We start from the raw sequence: 14,838 nt of genomic DNA, 5'->3' as shown, positions 1-14,838 counted from the left end.
ACTCCCCGCTGATGGCCGCGCTGAGCATGTTCGGACCGTCCTTCGCCGAACTGGCCGGCGCGGCCACGCTGCTGTCGGTGGCCGACCGGGTGCCACCGCGCACGGCGCTGACGCTGTCCGCGCTGGCCGCGGGCCTGGGCGGCCTGGCGCTGGCCCTGCCCGGCATGCCGCTGTGGGCGATGTTCGCGGTGATCGCGGTACTCGGCCTGGTCGGCTCGGTCGCCGGCGGTGTCCGGTACGGCCTGCTCGACGAGATCGTGCCGTCGGACGGATACGTGCTGGGCCGCTCGGTGCTCAACATCTCGGTCGGCGCGATGCAGATCGCCGGCTTCGCGCTCGGCGGCATGGTCCTGGCGGTGGTGTCGCCGCGCGCGACGCTGGCCATCGGCGCTGCACTCGCCTTCGTCGCGGCGCTGGTCCTGTGGCGGGGACTCGGCGCCCGTCCGGCACGGGTGTCCGGCCGCCCGTCCGTCGCGGCCACCTGGCAGGTCAACCGGCACCTGCTGGCCACCCCGGCCCGCCGGGCGGTCTACCTGGCGATGTGGGTGCCCAACGGCCTGGTGGTGGGCTGCGAGGCACTGTTCGTGCCCTACGCGCCGCAGTCCGCCGCCGCGCTGTTCGTCGCGGCGGCGTCCGGCATGCTGCTCGGCGACCTGATCGCCGGGCGGTTCATGTCGCCACAGGCGCGGCGTCGGTACGTCACCCCGCTGCGGTTCCTGCTCGCGCTGCCGTACCTGCTGTTCGCGCTGCCGCTCGGCACGCCGGTCGCGGCGGGCGTCGTCGCGGTCGCCGCGACCGGCTTCGCGTCCACGCTGCTGCTCCAGGAACGGCTGATGACGCTCATCGGCGCAGAGGTCCGCGGCCAGGCGCTGGGCCTGCACGTCACCGGCATGAAGGCGATGCAGGCGGTCGGCGCCACGCTGGCCGGACTCCTCGCGCAATACCTGCCCGCCGGCGCGGTGATGGCCGCGATGGCGGGCGCGTCGCTCGCCGTGACCGCGCTGCTCAGCCCCGCCCTGCGCCTGCCGTCGGCCGCACCTCAGCCGGCCGCTCTGCGAGCAGTGGCCGAACCTTCCTGAACCACTCCGGGGAACGACAGTGAGAGGAGGAGACACGCCATGACACGAGGTCACCGGGGCGGCGAACCGGCCGCCCAGCAGGCGAAGCGTTCGGGTTCAGGAGATTCTCGCCAGCATCGCCGCGATGCCGTCGAGTTGGTGGCGCAGACCGAACTCGAAGAGTTCGTCGAGACCGGTGACGGTGGTGGCGTCGGTGGGGACGCAGGCCGCGAGGGCGTGGAACCGGCCGGACCCGAAGATGTCCGCGTGCAGCGCGCGCTCGGCGGCGATGCGCTCCTGCCCGGTCACCCCGGTGTCGTGCTCGGCCTGAACCTCCAGCGCGTTGCTCGCGGCGATGCCGCCGACGTAGCCGTCGAGCGCGAACACGGTGTGCAGCCTGTCGTACGGGGTGAGCCCGAGTCCCTCCAGAGCCCTGATCTCCCAGTCGACCAGCCGGATTCCGCTGAACACCGCCGGCGGGCGGACGAGGGAGCTGTGCATGATCGTGGGCAGCCACGGGTGCCTGCGGTAGGCGCGCCATTGCAGCCGGGCCGACAGTTCGAGCTTGGCGCGCCAGCCGGGCGGTCCGGGCTCGGGCGGTTCCTCCTCGCCGAACGCCACGTCCGCCATCAGGCGCAGGAGCTCCTCCTTGTCCGGGATGTAGCGGTAGAGCGACATGGGGCCGACGCCCAGGTCCGCGGCCAGGCGACGCATCGTCAGCGCGTTGAGCCCGTCGCGGTCCGCGAGCCGGATCGCCGCCCGGATCACCACCTCGCGCGTCGAGCCCGGCTCGACCGTGCCCCGGGTGCTCGGCCCGGCCGTACCCGCGCTGTCCGCGGCGTCTGTGCCGGGAAGCCCACCCTCGGCGGGCGGGCGTTCGAGGACGATCGTCCCGCCGCCGGGCACGGCCCTGACCCAGCCCTGGTCGCGCAGCGCGCCGAGCGCCTTGGCGGCCGTGGCCATGGCCACCCCGTGCTCCCGGACGATCTCCCGCGTGGACGGCACCCGCTGCCCTGCCGCCAGCTCGCCCGACAGGATGCGCTCGCGGATCTCCGCCGCGATCCGGAGATAAGGAGGAGGCGATACGGCCATGCGGTGAACTCCAACTGTTCTAGTGCACTGCGGCTCCCGACGCCGCGATCGGCCCGGGACGCCTCTACCGTACTAGGACGGTGGAGGAACTGGCGCCGAATAACCCGTACCGCGCTTGGTCATTGCTTGGTCGCCGCGCTGGGAGACGGATACGTTGTACGCACGATCAACCGGACGCGGACCGGCACAGCGGAGCCATCCGCACGGCCGAACAGGTCCGCGCGGCACAGGGGGCAGAGAACATGAGCGAGAGCAGCAAAACGGCCGGCCGTCACGATGGAAGCGACGGCGTGCGGTCGCGACGTGCGGTGCTCGGCAAGGCGGTCACCCTCACCGGTGCCGCGCTGGCGGCCACAGCCATGGCGCCGGCGACGGCGCGGGGAGCGACGGTCGCCGGACGACCGGCCGGCGCCCATCCCGACGGGTCCTACGCGCTGACCCACGCCACGGTGATCGACGCGACCGGCGCCCCGGCCCGGCGCGACATGACCGTCGTGGTGAGCGGCGCGCGGATCACCGCCGTCGGCAGGACCGGTACGGTCGCGGTCCCGCCCGGCGCACGGGTGGTGGACCTCGCCGGCAAGTACGTCATACCGGGCCTGATCGAATCGCACGTCCACAGCGTCGGGCCGACTGCGGTGGTGCCGCCGCTGTACGCGCTGGCCGGGGTGACGACCGTACGGGAGATGCGCGGCGAAGTCGTGCACCACGAGTGGCGGGACGAGATCGAGAGCGGCCGGATCCTGGGCCCCCGGTGGGTCATCGGCAGCGCGATCGTCGACGGACGCCCCTCGCTGCACACGTACGACACGGGTTCCCTCATCGAGGTCACGAACCCGGGGGAGGCGCGGGAGGCGGTGCGGCGGGCGAAGCGGGAGAACGCCGACTTCGTCAAGGTCTACTCGCGGCTCGACCGCGAGTCGTATCTCGCCATCGCCGACGAGGCGCGGCGCCTGCGCATCCCGTTCGCCGGGCACTGCCCGGACACGGTCACCCTTCCCGAGGCCGTCCGGGCGGGGCAGCTGACCATCGAGCACATGGACTCCCCGATGCTGGCGACAGCGGCGAACGAGAAGGAGATCCGCGAGGGCCTGGCGGCGATCACCGTCGACACGTCCCAGGACAGCTTCCACCGCTACCGCGACTGGTACACGGCGGTGCATCCGCTGGAGTACAAGGCCGTCCTCGGATACGACCGGGCCAAGGCGCGCGCGTTGTTCGCCGAACTGGCCGGCGGGCGCGGCGCTGTCGTGCCCACGCTCGTCATCCACCGCGTCCTGGAGGAGCCGGAAGGGAACCACGAGACCGACGAGTGGAGGTACCTGCCCGCCTCGATGACCGACTGGTGGCGCGAGGTCGCCGACGTGGTGACCGGCGGCCGTACCCCCGAGAAGGCGAGGCGCATCCGTGAGATCTTCGACCACAAGAAGAGGCTCGTGGGGGAGATGCGGCGAAGCGGCGTACGCATCCTCGCGGGCACCGACACCGGCAACCCGTTCGTCGTGCCGGGCTTCGGGCTCCACGACGAACTGGCGCTTCTCGTCGACGCGGGCCTGACGCCCATGCAGGCCCTGCGGGCCGCAACCGAGCAGCCGGCCCGGGTGTTCGGCCTGGGCCACGACCTGGGCACGGTGGAACGCGGCAAGCTCGCCGACCTGGTGATCCTGGACGCGGACCCGCTCGCCGACATCCGCAACACCAGGCGCATCCACGCACTGGTCGTCGACGGACGTCTGATCACCCAGCCGGAGCGGGCGGGCCTGCTCAAGAAGATCGAGGAAGCGGCCGGTTCCGAACCGCCCGCCACGACCGGCACGGCGACGGCCCACGGCTGCGGCTGCATGGGCAAACCCCTCTGAAGAACTGCTCCTCGGCGCGAACACCTACGCCCAGTCCACGGGGTGGGCGACCGCCGAGGACCAGGGCGAATACGGCGAGAAGCTCAACAACCTCACCAAGTTCGTCGCCTCCTCCACCCTGGAGAAGGCGCCCTGGGGAGACTTCCCCGCCGCGACCGTGACCCGCGACCCGGCCGGCACCGTCCGCGAACTCAAACAGCGAAGCGGCAAGGACATCTGGCTGTGGGGCAGCTTGACCCTCATGGACTCCCTGCTGAAGGCCGGACTCGTCGACGAGGTCACCCTCCTCGTCTGCCCGGTCTCACGCGGCAGGGGACGGCGCGTCTTCGAGGACCGGCAGAACCTGAAGCTGATCGAGGCCACCTCGTTCGACAACGGAATCGCGGTTCTGCGCTACGAGATCACCCGATAGCCGGAAGACTCCGAGCCACCCCAGAGCAACAACGTAAGGAATCACTATGGAGCCGAACCGCACCACCGCCAGGACGACGGCAGGGCGACCGATGCCCGCACGGGACGAGGTACTCGCCTACTTCGACACACTGTCGAACTGGGGACGGTGGGGCGGCGACGACGAACTCGGCACGCTGAACCACATCACCGACGCCGTCCGGCTGGCGGCGGCGCGGGCCGTACGCCACGGCAGAAGCGTGTCCTGCGCCTGGGAGATCGCCGTACCGGAGGAAATGGAGAGGTCCACGACGACCTGCCCGTGCGCCGCCGACATGCCCGGTATGGACAGCATGCCGCTGCCCGGATTCCGCAACGACCGGCACTGGGGCTTCTCCAACGAGAAGCTCGGCCTGCTGTTCCACGGCAACACCGTCACCCACATCGACTCGCCGTGCCATATCTACTGGGACGGCACGATGTACAACGGACGGCCGCACTCGCTGGTCGGGGCCGAGACGGGATCGGCGTGGGCGGCCGTCACGGCGGCGGCGAACGGGATCGTCACCCGTGGCGTCCTGCTGGACATCGCGCAGGTCCACGATGTGCCGTGGCTGGAACCGGGACAGGGCGTCTTCCCCGAGGACCTCGAAGAGGCCGAGCGCCGCCAGGGAGTGCGAGTACGGCCCGGCGACGCGGTACTCCTGCGCACCGGCTACGGCCGGTCCCGGCACGAGTCCGGCCCGACCACCGGTGTCACGCAGGCCGGCTGGCACGCGTCCTGCCTGCCGTGGCTGAGCGAACGCCAGGTCGCGCTGATCGCCGCCGACACCCCTCAGGACGTCCAGCCGTCGGGGTACGAAGACCTGGCGATGCCGGTGCACACCGTGGGCCTCGTCGCGATGGGGCTCTGGCTCCTGGACAACTGCGACCTGGAGGCGTGCGCGTCGACAGCCGCCGAACTCGGCCAGTGGGACTTCCAGTTCGCCGTCGCCCCGGTCCGCTTCGCCGGCACGTCCGGCAGCCCGGTCAACCCGATCGCCACGTTCTGACGGCGACCGTACGGCGGTGACGCGGGGGAGGACGGCAGGGCGTCGGTGCCGGCCCCGAGGGATGCTTTCGGGGCCGCCCCCGGCAGGTGCAGACGGCGATGGGTGTCAGAGGCTGAAGACGAGTTCGGCCTCGTCGCGCCTGGTGGTGTGCAGGTCCCAGTAGACCGGGGAGATCTCCTCGGGCTGGGCGGTCGGGAAGCCGGGGACGGCAGGCGTGCCGATGGACACGTCGATGCCGATGTGCGCCGCCTGGACGCCGGTGCCGTCCAGCTCCTTGTGCAGGTTGATCACCCAGTTGCGCAGGGCCGCTGCGGCGGCGTTGACGTTGGCGACCTGCGGCACGGGGTCGACGGAGCCGGCGCCGGTGGTGAACAGCAGGGTGCCCGCGCCGGCTTCACGCATGGCGGGCAGCACCGCGCGGGTGGCGGCGATGGCGCCGTAGAGCTGGAACTCCATCTCGTGCTGCACGTCGGCAGGGTCGGTCGCCGCCGGGGTGGTCATGACGGTCTGGAGGCCGGCGACCGGGGAGTACTCCAGGACGTCGATGCCGCCGAAGCGCGCGGTCGCGTCGTCGAGCGCCTGCGTGAGCGCGGCGCGGTCGAGCACGTCGGCGGGGAACGCGGCGGCGGTGATGCCCTCGGCGGCCAGCTTCCCGGCGAGGTCGTCGAGCTTGGCCCGGTCGCGGGCGATCAGGGCGACGTCGTAGCCGTGAGTGCCGTATGTGCGGGCGATGGCGAGGCCGAGCTGAGGGCCGGCGCCGACGATGGCGATGGTGGGCATGGGGGAGCCTTTCGTGAACAGGGTCAGGGAGATGGATAGGGCTATCCGTTTCCTTTCCGGAAAGCCCTATCCGCTTCGTTGTCCACCGTAGCACGGGAACCGGATAAGTCATTCCGGTTGCTAGTCTGGCCCGCATGAGCCCCCGAGACCCCCAGCCCGGCGCCACCGATTCCGCAGGTCAGTCCAAGCGCAGCGACGCGGAGCGCAACCGGGGGCGGATCGTCGCCGCCGCACGCACGGTCTTCGGGCGCGACGGGCTGAACGCGTCGATGGCCTCGGTCGCGCGGGAGGCCGGCGTAGGGATCGCCACCCTCTTCCGCCACTTCCCCCGCAAGGAGGATCTCGTCGCCGAGGTCTTCGCCGACCGCATGAAGGCGTACGCGCAGGCCACCACCGAGGCCCTGGCCGACCCCGACCCCTGGCACGGCTTCACCGGCTACCTCGAGAACGTCTGCGCGATGCAGGCCGCCGACCGAGGCTTCGCCGACGTCCTGACCATGAGCTTCCCCGGCGTCCCGGAACTGGAGCAGCACTACACCCGGGCGTACGAGGGCTTCCTCGAACTCATCGGCCGTGCCAAGGACAGCGGGCGACTGCGCGAGGACTTCACCAGCCGCGACCTCGTCCTGCTGCTGATGGCCAACGCCGGAGTCCTCAGCGCCACCGGCGACGCCGCCCCGGACGCCTGGCGCCGCCTCGTCGCCTGGATGATCCAGTCCTTCCAGACCCCGGCCCGCGGCCAGCTGCCCGACCCGCCGGACGACGCCGCGCTGTACGAGGCCATGCGCCGCGCCAGCCAGGGCGCCATCGCCCCCGAGACCGGAAAACGACGCTGAACCGGCGACCGGTGGGACAGGGCCGCTCGCCCGCGGTTCCCGGCGGATGCGCCCACCGGCCGTCACCCGCATCCCGACGTACGGATGCGGAATTCCACGGTGAGCAGTTGCTCGGGCCGTGAGCTGGGACCGACGCGCCGGACGAAAGCCTTCAGCCCCTGCCCGGCCCAGGTGACGCTGGCGGTGAGATCGCTGATGTATGCCTGAACGGCTTCCAGGGCGGGGCGGCTCCCGGTGATCGTGAGGCGCGCGGTGGCGTGGACGCCGGGGTCGTGCACCGTGAGGGCGGAGTTGGCGACGGTGGTGCAGCTGAGGCCCCCGCCGAACACGAACAGGGGCTCCTGGCTGAGATCCGCCAGGGCATGACCGCCGCCGCCCTCGCCCGGCGACTGCGCCCGGGACTCCTGCAACGCCCCTTCCGTACAGGCGGCTTCTCCTCCCGGATACGGCCCCTGCTCGGCAAGGAACGCTTCAGCATCTGAAGGGCCCCCACGCGGTACGGGCACCCGCCGGCCCCACGGTGATTGTCTTGACGATGCTTTAACGCGCCTGCGCAGAGCCATACTTCAGATGCGGGGGAGCACCCCGCAGCAGGCAGCGGCGGGAGAGGCAGTCATCCGGTGAACAGCGGCACAGGGCTGAAGAAGGTCGAGATACGGCTCAAGTGGGACCCCAGTCCCTTCGACGAGCCCCCGCACCACCTCGACATCGTCGCCGCGACCTACTCCGCGGACGCGCCGTACGGGAAACCGGTGTACGTGGTGCACTACGACAGCCGTTCCCCGGACGGCACGATCAACATGAGCCGCCACAGCCAGACCGGGCAGGGCTTCGGCTACGTCGAGGCCATGACCGTCGAACTCGACCGCCTCGCCTCCTCCTTCGCCCGGGTCGTCGTCGGCGTGGTCATCCACCAGACCACCGGCCCCAAGACCTTCGGCCACCTCACGGGCACCGGGGTCCTGGTCGTCGAGGGGTACACCGAACTCGTGAAGGACGACTTCGCCGGGCTCGCCGGCTCCACCGCCGCCATCGTCGCGGAGTTCACCAAGGAGACCGGCGTCTGGGAGCTGCGGCCCGCGCTCCGCGGCTTCGACAGCGACCCGGAGACGTTCATGGCGCAGATGGGAGCCGGCCCGCAGCTCTGAGTACCGGACGCCCGTCAGGCCCTGGGGGCGGTGGCTCGCTCCAGGCGGGTTCGCAGGGTGGTGGCGAAGTCCTCGGCGCGGCCCAGCTGCTTGCGCAGGTCGGCGACGCGCTCGGTGGCGGCCTGCTCGAAGGCGTGGATCCGGGCGATCAGCTCGTCCCGCTCGGCCTCGGTCAGCCGGTCGTCGGCATCGAGGCGGTCGGTGGCCTCCAGCAGGTCGCGCATCTGCTCCAGGGTGAAGCCGAGCGGCTTCATCCGGCGGATGACCATGAGCCGCTGTACGTCGGTCTCGGTGTAGAGGCGGAAGCCCCCTTGGGAACGGGCGGAGGGGACGACGAGGCCGGTCTCCTCGTAGTGCCGGATGGTGCGCAGCGACAGTTCCGTGCGCGTGGCGACCTCGCCGATCTGCATGTGCTTGCCGTCCACGCTCCTGCTTCCCGAACCTTGCGCCCGCACCGGGGTGGGGTGCGTCCCGTACGCCTCACCGATCTCAACTCTAACGTTAGGGTAGAGTTGCCGACGGTGAGGACGGCCTGTCGCTGCCTCGCTGTTGCCGTGTCGGGGCCAATGCCGCCCCCGGCGAAGATCCGATTCCCGCAGGAGAGACGCGTGCGCGAGCTGATGACGCCCGGCGCCGCCGCCTGCCCGCCGTGATGCTTCGCCCCGGAATCCGGGCGGGGACCGCGTCCTCGCACTGATCCCTCTCCGTCTTCCGGCCGCCTCCGCCGAGGGGCCGTCTGCGGGGCGCCGCCCGGTTCCCCGCGTCCTCCCGCGCGCCCCGGCCTGCCGAACGGGGTGCGCCCGAGCACGACAGGTACCTGCTTCCTTGTCTTCTTCTGCCGCTGGGTCCCCGGCCGTACGCCTGCGTGGCCTGAAGCCCGACTGGCTGCGCGATCCGAAAGTCTGGCGCACCGAGGTGCTGGGCGGGCTGGTCGTCGCGCTGGCCCTGATCCCCGAGGCGATCTCCTTCTCGATCATCGCCGGGGTCGATCCCGCGATCGGCCTGTTCGCCTCCTTCACCATGGCCGTCGTCATCTCGGTCGTCGGCGGACGCCGGGCGATGATCTCCGCCGCGACCGGGGCCGTCGCGTTGGTCATCGCACCGCTGAACCGCGAGCACGGTTTCGGCTACCTGGTCGCGGCCGTCATCCTGGCCGGTGTGTTCCAGGTCGTCCTGGGTGTGCTCGGGGTGGCGAAGCTGATGCGGTTCATCCCGCGCTCGGTGATGGTCGGCTTCGTCAACTCGCTCGCGATCCTGATCTTCATGGCGCAGGTCCCCGAGATGCGGAACGTGCCCTGGGCGGTCTATCCGCTCATCGTCGGCGGCCTGGCGCTGATGGTGTTCTTCCCGAAGGTCACCACCGTGATCCCGGCCCCGCTGGTGTCCATCGTCGTCCTGACCGTGATCACCGTCGCCGCGGCCATCGCCGTCCCGACCGTCGGCGACAAGGGCGACCTGCCGTCCTCGCTGCCGGTGCCCGGTCTGCCGGACGTGCCGTTCACCCTGGACACGCTGACGACCATCGCGCCGTACGCGTTCGCGATGGCGCTGGTCGGGCTGATGGAGTCGCTGATGACGGCCAAGCTCGTCGACGACATCACCGACACCCACTCCTGCAAGACGCGGGAGTCGATCGGTCAGGGCATCGCGAACATCGTCACCGGGTTCTTCGGCGGCATGGGCGGCTGCGCGATGATCGGCCAGACGATGATCAACGTGAAGGTGTCGGGCGCCCGCACCCGCCTGTCGACCTTCCTCGCGGGCGCGTTCCTGATGGTGCTGTGCATCGTCTTCGGCCCGGTGGTCTCCGACATTCCCATGGCCGCGCTGGTCGCCGTCATGGTCATGGTGTCCTTCGCGACGTTCGACTGGCACTCCGTCGCCCCGAAGACCCTCAGGCGGATGCCGGCGGGGGAGATCGCCGTCATGGTGATCACCGTCGCGGTCGTCGTCGCGACCCACAACCTCGCGATCGGTGTCGTCGTCGGCTCGGTCACCGCCATGGTCATCTTCGCCAAGCGCGTCGCCCACCTCGCGGAGGTCACCGCCGTCACCGACCCCGACGGCACGAGCGTGGTCTACCGGGTCACCGGCGAGCTGTTCTTCGCCTCCGCCAACGACCTCGTCGGCCAGTTCGACTACGCGGGCGATCCCCGGCAGGTCGTCATCGATCTGAGCGCGGCGCACATCTGGGACGCCTCCTCCGTGGCCGCCCTCGACGCCATCGGGACCAAGTACGCGCAGCGCGGCAAGACCGTCGAGATCACCGGCCTCAACCAGCCCAGCGCCCGCATCCACGGGAAGCTCAGCGGCGAGTTGTCCGGGAGCCACTGAGCCGCTCCCGGACGTCCGCTGGTCAGAACTCGATGCCGGCCCACAGGGGGTCGTGGTCGGAGTAGGTGGCGTGGGTGGCGTCGGCCCAGGCCACGCGCAGGGAGGGTTCGACGAACAGGTAGTCGATCTTTCCCTGGCTGTGGGTCGACTCGCCCGAGCGGCACCAGATCCAGACAGGAGGCAGGGACCGGATCCAGAAACCCGCCTTCATCTCGTTGCCGCAGGGGCTGTCGATCTCCTTGAACTGGCCGTGTGCGTCTCGCCGGTAGTCGGGGTGGTAGAAGTTGTCGGTGGCTCCGGAGAGCGGGTCGTCGTTGAGGTCGCCGCCGAGGAAGCGGGTGTATCCGGCGTACTCGGTGGCGAGGATCCGGGCGGCGACCGCTGCCTCATGGCGCCGGGCGTCGAGGTGGGGGCGGTCGTCGCCGACGGTCAGATGGGCGCTGCACACGGCGAGCCGGCGGCTGTCCGAGCGGACGCACAGCATCTCGCGCTGCTCGTAGCCGACGGGCGACTCCAGGCCGTGCGGCACGGCTGTGGCCGCGTCGAAGCCCAGGTCGTCGCGGAAGAGCACCGCGTTGCCGAAGTCGGACGGGTGCTTGCACTGGGCGATCTGGCCGCTTCCGTTCGTGACCGGGTGGAACACGACGGTGTAGTCGGGCAGTTGGCTCTCCAGGCGCGCGTTCCAGTCGCGGCATGCCTCGGAGAGCGTCATGAACGCGGGCCGGCGGTCGTCGACGCTGCGGACGAGGGCGTCGGGTACTTCGTCGCCCTTCGGGCCGTACTCCGCATGGCCGCCGGCCATGTTGAACTGGCCGATGGTGTGCTCCGTCAGGGCTGCCGGGGCCGGCTCGGCCGCCGAGGCGCCGGGCGCCCAGCCGGTGCCGATCAGGATGCCGGCCAGGGCGAGAGCGGCTCTCTTGGGGAAGCGCATGGGGGTTCGTTCCTTCCTCGTGTCGGCGTGTGTGCGGGGGTGGGCGGCTGCCGTCAGGCGCTGGGGGGTGACGAAGGTGCGGAGCATCGACCGGTGGTCGTGCACCTCTCGTCCGAGTCGGCCTCGAAGTTGCCCTCGTAGCAGGGCTGGACGGCGTCGTCGTGTGGCCGTTGACGATGTCGCCGCCGGGCCTCGCAGAAGCGGTTTCGGTACTTTCTAGGGGCTTGCCCGGTGTGTCTCAAGTGAAGAACAGGCCATCCCTGGCTCCCCGGGACCGTGACGACGCCGGAGCAGCACGCTCCGCCGTGCTCCCGCGCGCCTGCCCCGGCCCCGGTACGCGGATGTCCGGCGCCTCGTTCTCACGGGAACGGACGGATCGCGAGCATGAGGGGCCGGGACATGCGGACGTCATTGGGCGGACCACGGGCGTGGCGCCGGGCGGGGCTGGGAGTGGTCGGCGTGGCCCTGGTCGCGCTGGCCGTCGTCCTGGCGATGCGGGACGGCCCCGAAGAGACATCGATGTGGCTCTCCGCGATCTCGGGGTTCGTCTCGGTCGGGGTCCTCGCGATGGACCTGCTGCGGCAGGCGACACAAGCACCGCCGGACGAACCGGACCGCCGGACGAACCGGACCGCCGGAGCAGAGCGGCGGACGCGCTCGCCGAGGCGGTCGCGGCGCAGTGGGACACGCGGGCACGGCAACACCGGTTGCAGGACCCCGCGCCGCTCGCCGTGACCTGGGTGAACGAGGGGCCGCCGCTCGCGGACCACGCACGCAACATCCGGGGCGGACTGCCCCTGCCCGCGCCGCGCGACGGCGATCGGCCGCTGGAACCCCTCAGGGAGGCGTTCAGGCACTTCCCGTCCGGGCGGCTGGTCGTGCTCGGCGAACCGGGCTCGGGCAAGACCGTCCTCGCCGTGGAGTTCGTCCGCGACACACTCACGGCCCGCCAGTCCGACGAACCCGTTCCCGTGCTCTTCGCGCTGGCGGACTGGGACCCCCGCTCCACTGAGCTGCGGCACTGGCTGGAGGAACGGCTCACCGCCGAGTACCGGGCCCTCGCCACCGTACGGGAGGAGCGGACGCTGGCCCGCGAACTGCTGGACGCCGGGCTGATCCTGCCTGTCCTCGACGGCTTCGACGAACTTCCCGGGCCGGTGCGCGCAGAGGCCCTGCGGCGCCTGAACCGCGAGCTGGACGAGCGGCTGCCGGTCCTGCTGACCTGCCGTACCGCGGAATGGGAGCAGGTCACGCGCGACGACGACGTCCTCACGGCCGCCGCGGTCGTACGGCTGCGACCGCTGTCCTTCGCCGCCGCGCGCACGTACCTGGAGAGCGCCGCACGCCCGGACGCGACCGGGCGTACCCGATGGACCGGGGTTCTCGACGGCCCCTCGGCTCCGCTCGCCGAGGCCCTGACGTCTCCTCTGACGGTGGCGCTGGCCCGCACGGTGTACGAGGACGTGTCCCGTGACCCCGGCGAGCTGACGGACCTCGTCCGTTTCCCCACGGCCGGACACATCGAGCGGTATCTGCTGGACGCCTTCGTCCCGGCGGCCTTCGCCGACGCGGACCCGCGCTGGCGGCCGGAGGCGGCGCACCGCTGGCTGCGCCGGCTCGCCCGTGACCTGGCGCCCGCAGACGGCGCTTCCCCGGGCGTCTGGCGGTTCGCGTGGTGGGAGCTGCCCGAAGCGATGCCCAGGACGCTGCGCGTGCTCGGCCCGGCCGCGCTGGCACTCCTGACCACGGCAGCGGTGCTGGTGCCGCTGGCCAAGTCGGGGACGGGCGTGGTCGCCGACTGGGACACCGCGACCTCGGCGCTGGTCAACTTCGCGGGCGACTTCCTGGGCCTGTGCTTCGGACTGGCCTTCCTGCTGCCCGCCACAGCGGCGGCGACGCGGGGGCCGCGCCCGCTGGTGCGGCTGGCCCTGACCGTGACGGTCGCGGCCTCGGTCGTCGCCGTGGCCGTCGGCGTGCTCGTGCCGCCGCTGATCAGCCCCCGCCTCGGCGCGACGATCACGCCGCGAGCCTCCTGGTTCCTCAACGGATGCTTCCTCGGGCTGGTGCAGTGCATGATGATCGCCGTCGCCGGACTGCCCCGGCGGCCCCTGCCGCTGGGCCTGCCGTGGGCGGGCGCACCGAGCGGGCCGGCGGCGGTCCGGGTACTGGGCGGTGTCCTCGTCCTCGCCGGTCTCGCCCTCGTCGGCCGGTCCGGCGCGCAGGTCGCGGCCGTCACCTGCCTCGGGGCCGGGCTGCTGCTGTGCCTCGCCGGGAGGCGGCGCGGCGAACGGACGGCCACCGCCTACGCCGGACCGGCCGCCGTACTGCGGGGATTCCGGCAGGGGCTGCTGCGGGGGCTCCTCGCGTGCACGCTCATCGGGGTCGCCGCGGCCGTCGCCGTCGGCGGCATCACCGCCGCGTTCGCCGCGTACGAGATCCACTCGGCGCCGACGCGCGCGAACGGCACGGTGATCGGAGGGTGGGTCCACCAGGAGGCCGCCCGGAATCGTTCCGTCCACACGGCCGCAGCGGAGAAGATCGTGCTGGTGGAACGCAAGGCGCTCACCGAGCCGTTCGCCGTCATGGAGGGAGCCCGCATCACCTCCGACGCGCAACTGAAGCTGTTCGAAGGGACGCTGCGGCTCCACCGGGACGGCGACCGCTGGGTCGTCGACTGCGACGGCCGCCCCGTCACCTGGCACGGCCGGCCCGTCGACGCCCACAACCTGGTCCTCGCCCTCCCGAGGCCCGTCAGGGCATGGCTCGCGTCCCGCCCCACCCACACCGTCCTGATCGACACGCTGATCCCCTTCGTCGGGTTCGGCCTGCTCGTCGGCACCATCGGCGGCTGCGCCTCCGGCGTCTACCGCGCCCTGAACACCCCCTCGGACACCATCCGCGCCGTCGGCCCACGCAGCACCCTGCGCACCGACCGCGCCGCCGCACTCGCCCGCAGCGCGATCGCCTCCGTGCTCGCGGGGGGAGTCTGCCTGCTGCTGATCGCCGCGACAGGACGCGACAGCACGCTCGGCACCATGCACACCGAGGTGTGGGTGATGATGGGCACCCTGACCCCCGCACTCAGCGCCTGGGGCCGCACCGGGGTCGCCCGCCTCTGGCTCGCCCTGACCGGACGGGCACCCTGGCGGCTCATGACCTTCCTCGAAGAAGCCCACCACCGGGGTGTCCTGCGCCGCTCCGGCGCCCACTACGAGTTCCGCCACCTGCGACTCCAGCAACGCCTTGCCGCGGACGCGGAGACCGAGGAGACCGGCCCGCGTGACGAACCGTCACTGACGCGGTGACCAGCAGCCGGTCTGCACGATGCACGAACTCGCCTACAGCTCCTCCAAAGCGG

The 14,838-nt window shown here is 71.6% G+C and carries 14 protein-coding genes; 9 read left to right on the top strand and 5 right to left on the bottom strand.

Annotated elements, in window-relative coordinates:
• A partial coding sequence (locus tag AOK24_RS32735) for an MFS transporter (protein ID WP_159052060.1) occupies positions 1-1,079 on the top strand: 1,079 nt, incomplete at its 5' end.
• Positions 1,080-1,175: 96 nt separating this feature from the next.
• On the opposite strand, the gene AOK24_RS32730 is transcribed toward AOK24_RS32735, so the two are convergent.
• Positions 1,176-2,150, bottom strand: coding sequence for a GntR family transcriptional regulator (locus AOK24_RS32730; RefSeq protein ID WP_055723649.1), 975 nt, complete (start codon positions 2,148-2,150; stop codon positions 1,176-1,178).
• A 290-nt stretch (positions 2,151-2,440) separates the two neighbouring features.
• Here AOK24_RS32730 and AOK24_RS32725 point away from each other — a divergent pair, with 290 nt between their 5' ends.
• From AOK24_RS32725 to AOK24_RS32715, 3 genes are read left to right on the top strand one after another with little or no spacing between them, the layout of a single operon-like run.
• A complete protein-coding gene (locus AOK24_RS32725) occupies positions 2,441-4,009 on the top strand; it encodes an amidohydrolase family protein (protein ID WP_055723648.1) in 1,569 nt (522 codons plus the stop codon).
• 4 nt (positions 4,010-4,013) lie between these two features.
• A complete protein-coding gene (locus tag AOK24_RS32720) occupies positions 4,014-4,421 on the top strand; it encodes a dihydrofolate reductase family protein (RefSeq protein WP_079057106.1) in 408 nt (135 codons plus the stop codon).
• 46 nt (positions 4,422-4,467) lie between these two features.
• Positions 4,468-5,451: a cyclase family protein gene (locus AOK24_RS32715; RefSeq protein ID WP_206191302.1), complete on the top strand. Its 984-nt coding sequence runs from the start codon at positions 4,468-4,470 to the stop codon at positions 5,449-5,451.
• A 105-nt stretch (positions 5,452-5,556) separates the two neighbouring features.
• On the opposite strand, the gene AOK24_RS32710 is transcribed toward AOK24_RS32715, so the two are convergent.
• Complete coding sequence (locus AOK24_RS32710; protein ID WP_055723647.1) at positions 5,557-6,231, bottom strand: SDR family NAD(P)-dependent oxidoreductase; 675 nt, start codon at positions 6,229-6,231, stop codon at positions 5,557-5,559.
• A 134-nt stretch (positions 6,232-6,365) separates the two neighbouring features.
• Here AOK24_RS32710 and AOK24_RS32705 point away from each other — a divergent pair, with 134 nt between their 5' ends.
• Entirely contained in the window at positions 6,366-7,067 is a 702-nt protein-coding gene (locus tag AOK24_RS32705) for a TetR/AcrR family transcriptional regulator (RefSeq protein WP_055723646.1), read from the top strand.
• A gap of 62 nt (positions 7,068-7,129) precedes the next feature.
• Here the strand turns inward: AOK24_RS32705 and AOK24_RS49870 are convergent, their stop codons facing one another.
• On the bottom strand, positions 7,130-7,477 hold the full coding sequence (locus tag AOK24_RS49870; protein WP_055723645.1) for a hypothetical protein: 348 nt from the start codon (positions 7,475-7,477) through the stop codon (positions 7,130-7,132).
• Positions 7,478-7,687: 210 nt separating this feature from the next.
• Between AOK24_RS49870 and AOK24_RS32695 the strand changes: the two genes are divergently transcribed.
• Positions 7,688-8,215, top strand: coding sequence for a TerD family protein (locus AOK24_RS32695; RefSeq protein WP_055723644.1), 528 nt, complete (start codon positions 7,688-7,690; stop codon positions 8,213-8,215).
• Between the two features lie 14 nt (positions 8,216-8,229).
• Here AOK24_RS32695 and AOK24_RS32690 read toward each other — a convergent pair whose 3' ends face one another.
• The gene (locus tag AOK24_RS32690) at positions 8,230-8,640 is read right to left on the bottom strand and encodes a MerR family transcriptional regulator (RefSeq protein ID WP_206191301.1); all 411 of its coding nucleotides are present in this window, start codon (positions 8,638-8,640) and stop codon (positions 8,230-8,232) included.
• A 400-nt stretch (positions 8,641-9,040) separates the two neighbouring features.
• Between AOK24_RS32690 and AOK24_RS32685 the strand changes: the two genes are divergently transcribed.
• A complete protein-coding gene (locus AOK24_RS32685; RefSeq protein WP_055723643.1) occupies positions 9,041-10,549 on the top strand; it encodes a SulP family inorganic anion transporter in 1,509 nt (502 codons plus the stop codon).
• A gap of 22 nt (positions 10,550-10,571) precedes the next feature.
• On the opposite strand, the gene AOK24_RS32680 is transcribed toward AOK24_RS32685, so the two are convergent.
• Complete coding sequence (locus AOK24_RS32680) at positions 10,572-11,567, bottom strand: endonuclease/exonuclease/phosphatase family protein (RefSeq protein ID WP_159052059.1); 996 nt, start codon at positions 11,565-11,567, stop codon at positions 10,572-10,574.
• A gap of 312 nt (positions 11,568-11,879) precedes the next feature.
• Here AOK24_RS32680 and AOK24_RS48800 point away from each other — a divergent pair, with 312 nt between their 5' ends.
• Positions 11,880-12,215, top strand: a complete 336-nt coding sequence (locus AOK24_RS48800; RefSeq protein WP_159052058.1) for a hypothetical protein — start codon at positions 11,880-11,882, stop codon at positions 12,213-12,215.
• Between the two features lie 5 nt (positions 12,216-12,220).
• Positions 12,221-14,785, top strand: coding sequence for an NACHT domain-containing protein (locus tag AOK24_RS32670; protein WP_159052057.1), 2,565 nt, complete (start codon positions 12,221-12,223; stop codon positions 14,783-14,785).
• Positions 14,786-14,838 lie beyond the last annotated feature (53 nt).

It is taken from the genome of Streptomyces niveiscabiei, assembly GCF_001419795.1.
GTDB classification, from domain to species: domain Bacteria; phylum Actinomycetota; class Actinomycetes; order Streptomycetales; family Streptomycetaceae; genus Streptomyces; species Streptomyces niveiscabiei.
This window is presented reverse-complemented; position numbering and strand designations above follow the sequence as displayed.

What these genes read in the sequence shown, in the direction of transcription:
- AOK24_RS32730 (WP_055723649.1), bottom strand. Translation starts at nt 2,150, where the DNA reads ATGGCCGTATCGCCTCCTCCTTATCTCCGGATCGCGGCGGAGATCCGC.
- AOK24_RS32715 (WP_206191302.1), top strand. Translation starts at nt 4,468, where the DNA reads ATGGAGCCGAACCGCACCACCGCCAGGACGACGGCAGGGCGACCGATG.
- AOK24_RS32710 (WP_055723647.1), bottom strand. Translation starts at nt 6,231, where the DNA reads ATGCCCACCATCGCCATCGTCGGCGCCGGCCCTCAGCTCGGCCTCGCC.
- AOK24_RS32705 (WP_055723646.1), top strand. Translation starts at nt 6,366, where the DNA reads ATGAGCCCCCGAGACCCCCAGCCCGGCGCCACCGATTCCGCAGGTCAG.
- AOK24_RS32680 (WP_159052059.1), bottom strand. Translation starts at nt 11,567, where the DNA reads ATGCTCCGCACCTTCGTCACCCCCCAGCGCCTGACGGCAGCCGCCCAC.
- AOK24_RS48800 (WP_159052058.1), top strand. Translation starts at nt 11,880, where the DNA reads ATGCGGACGTCATTGGGCGGACCACGGGCGTGGCGCCGGGCGGGGCTG.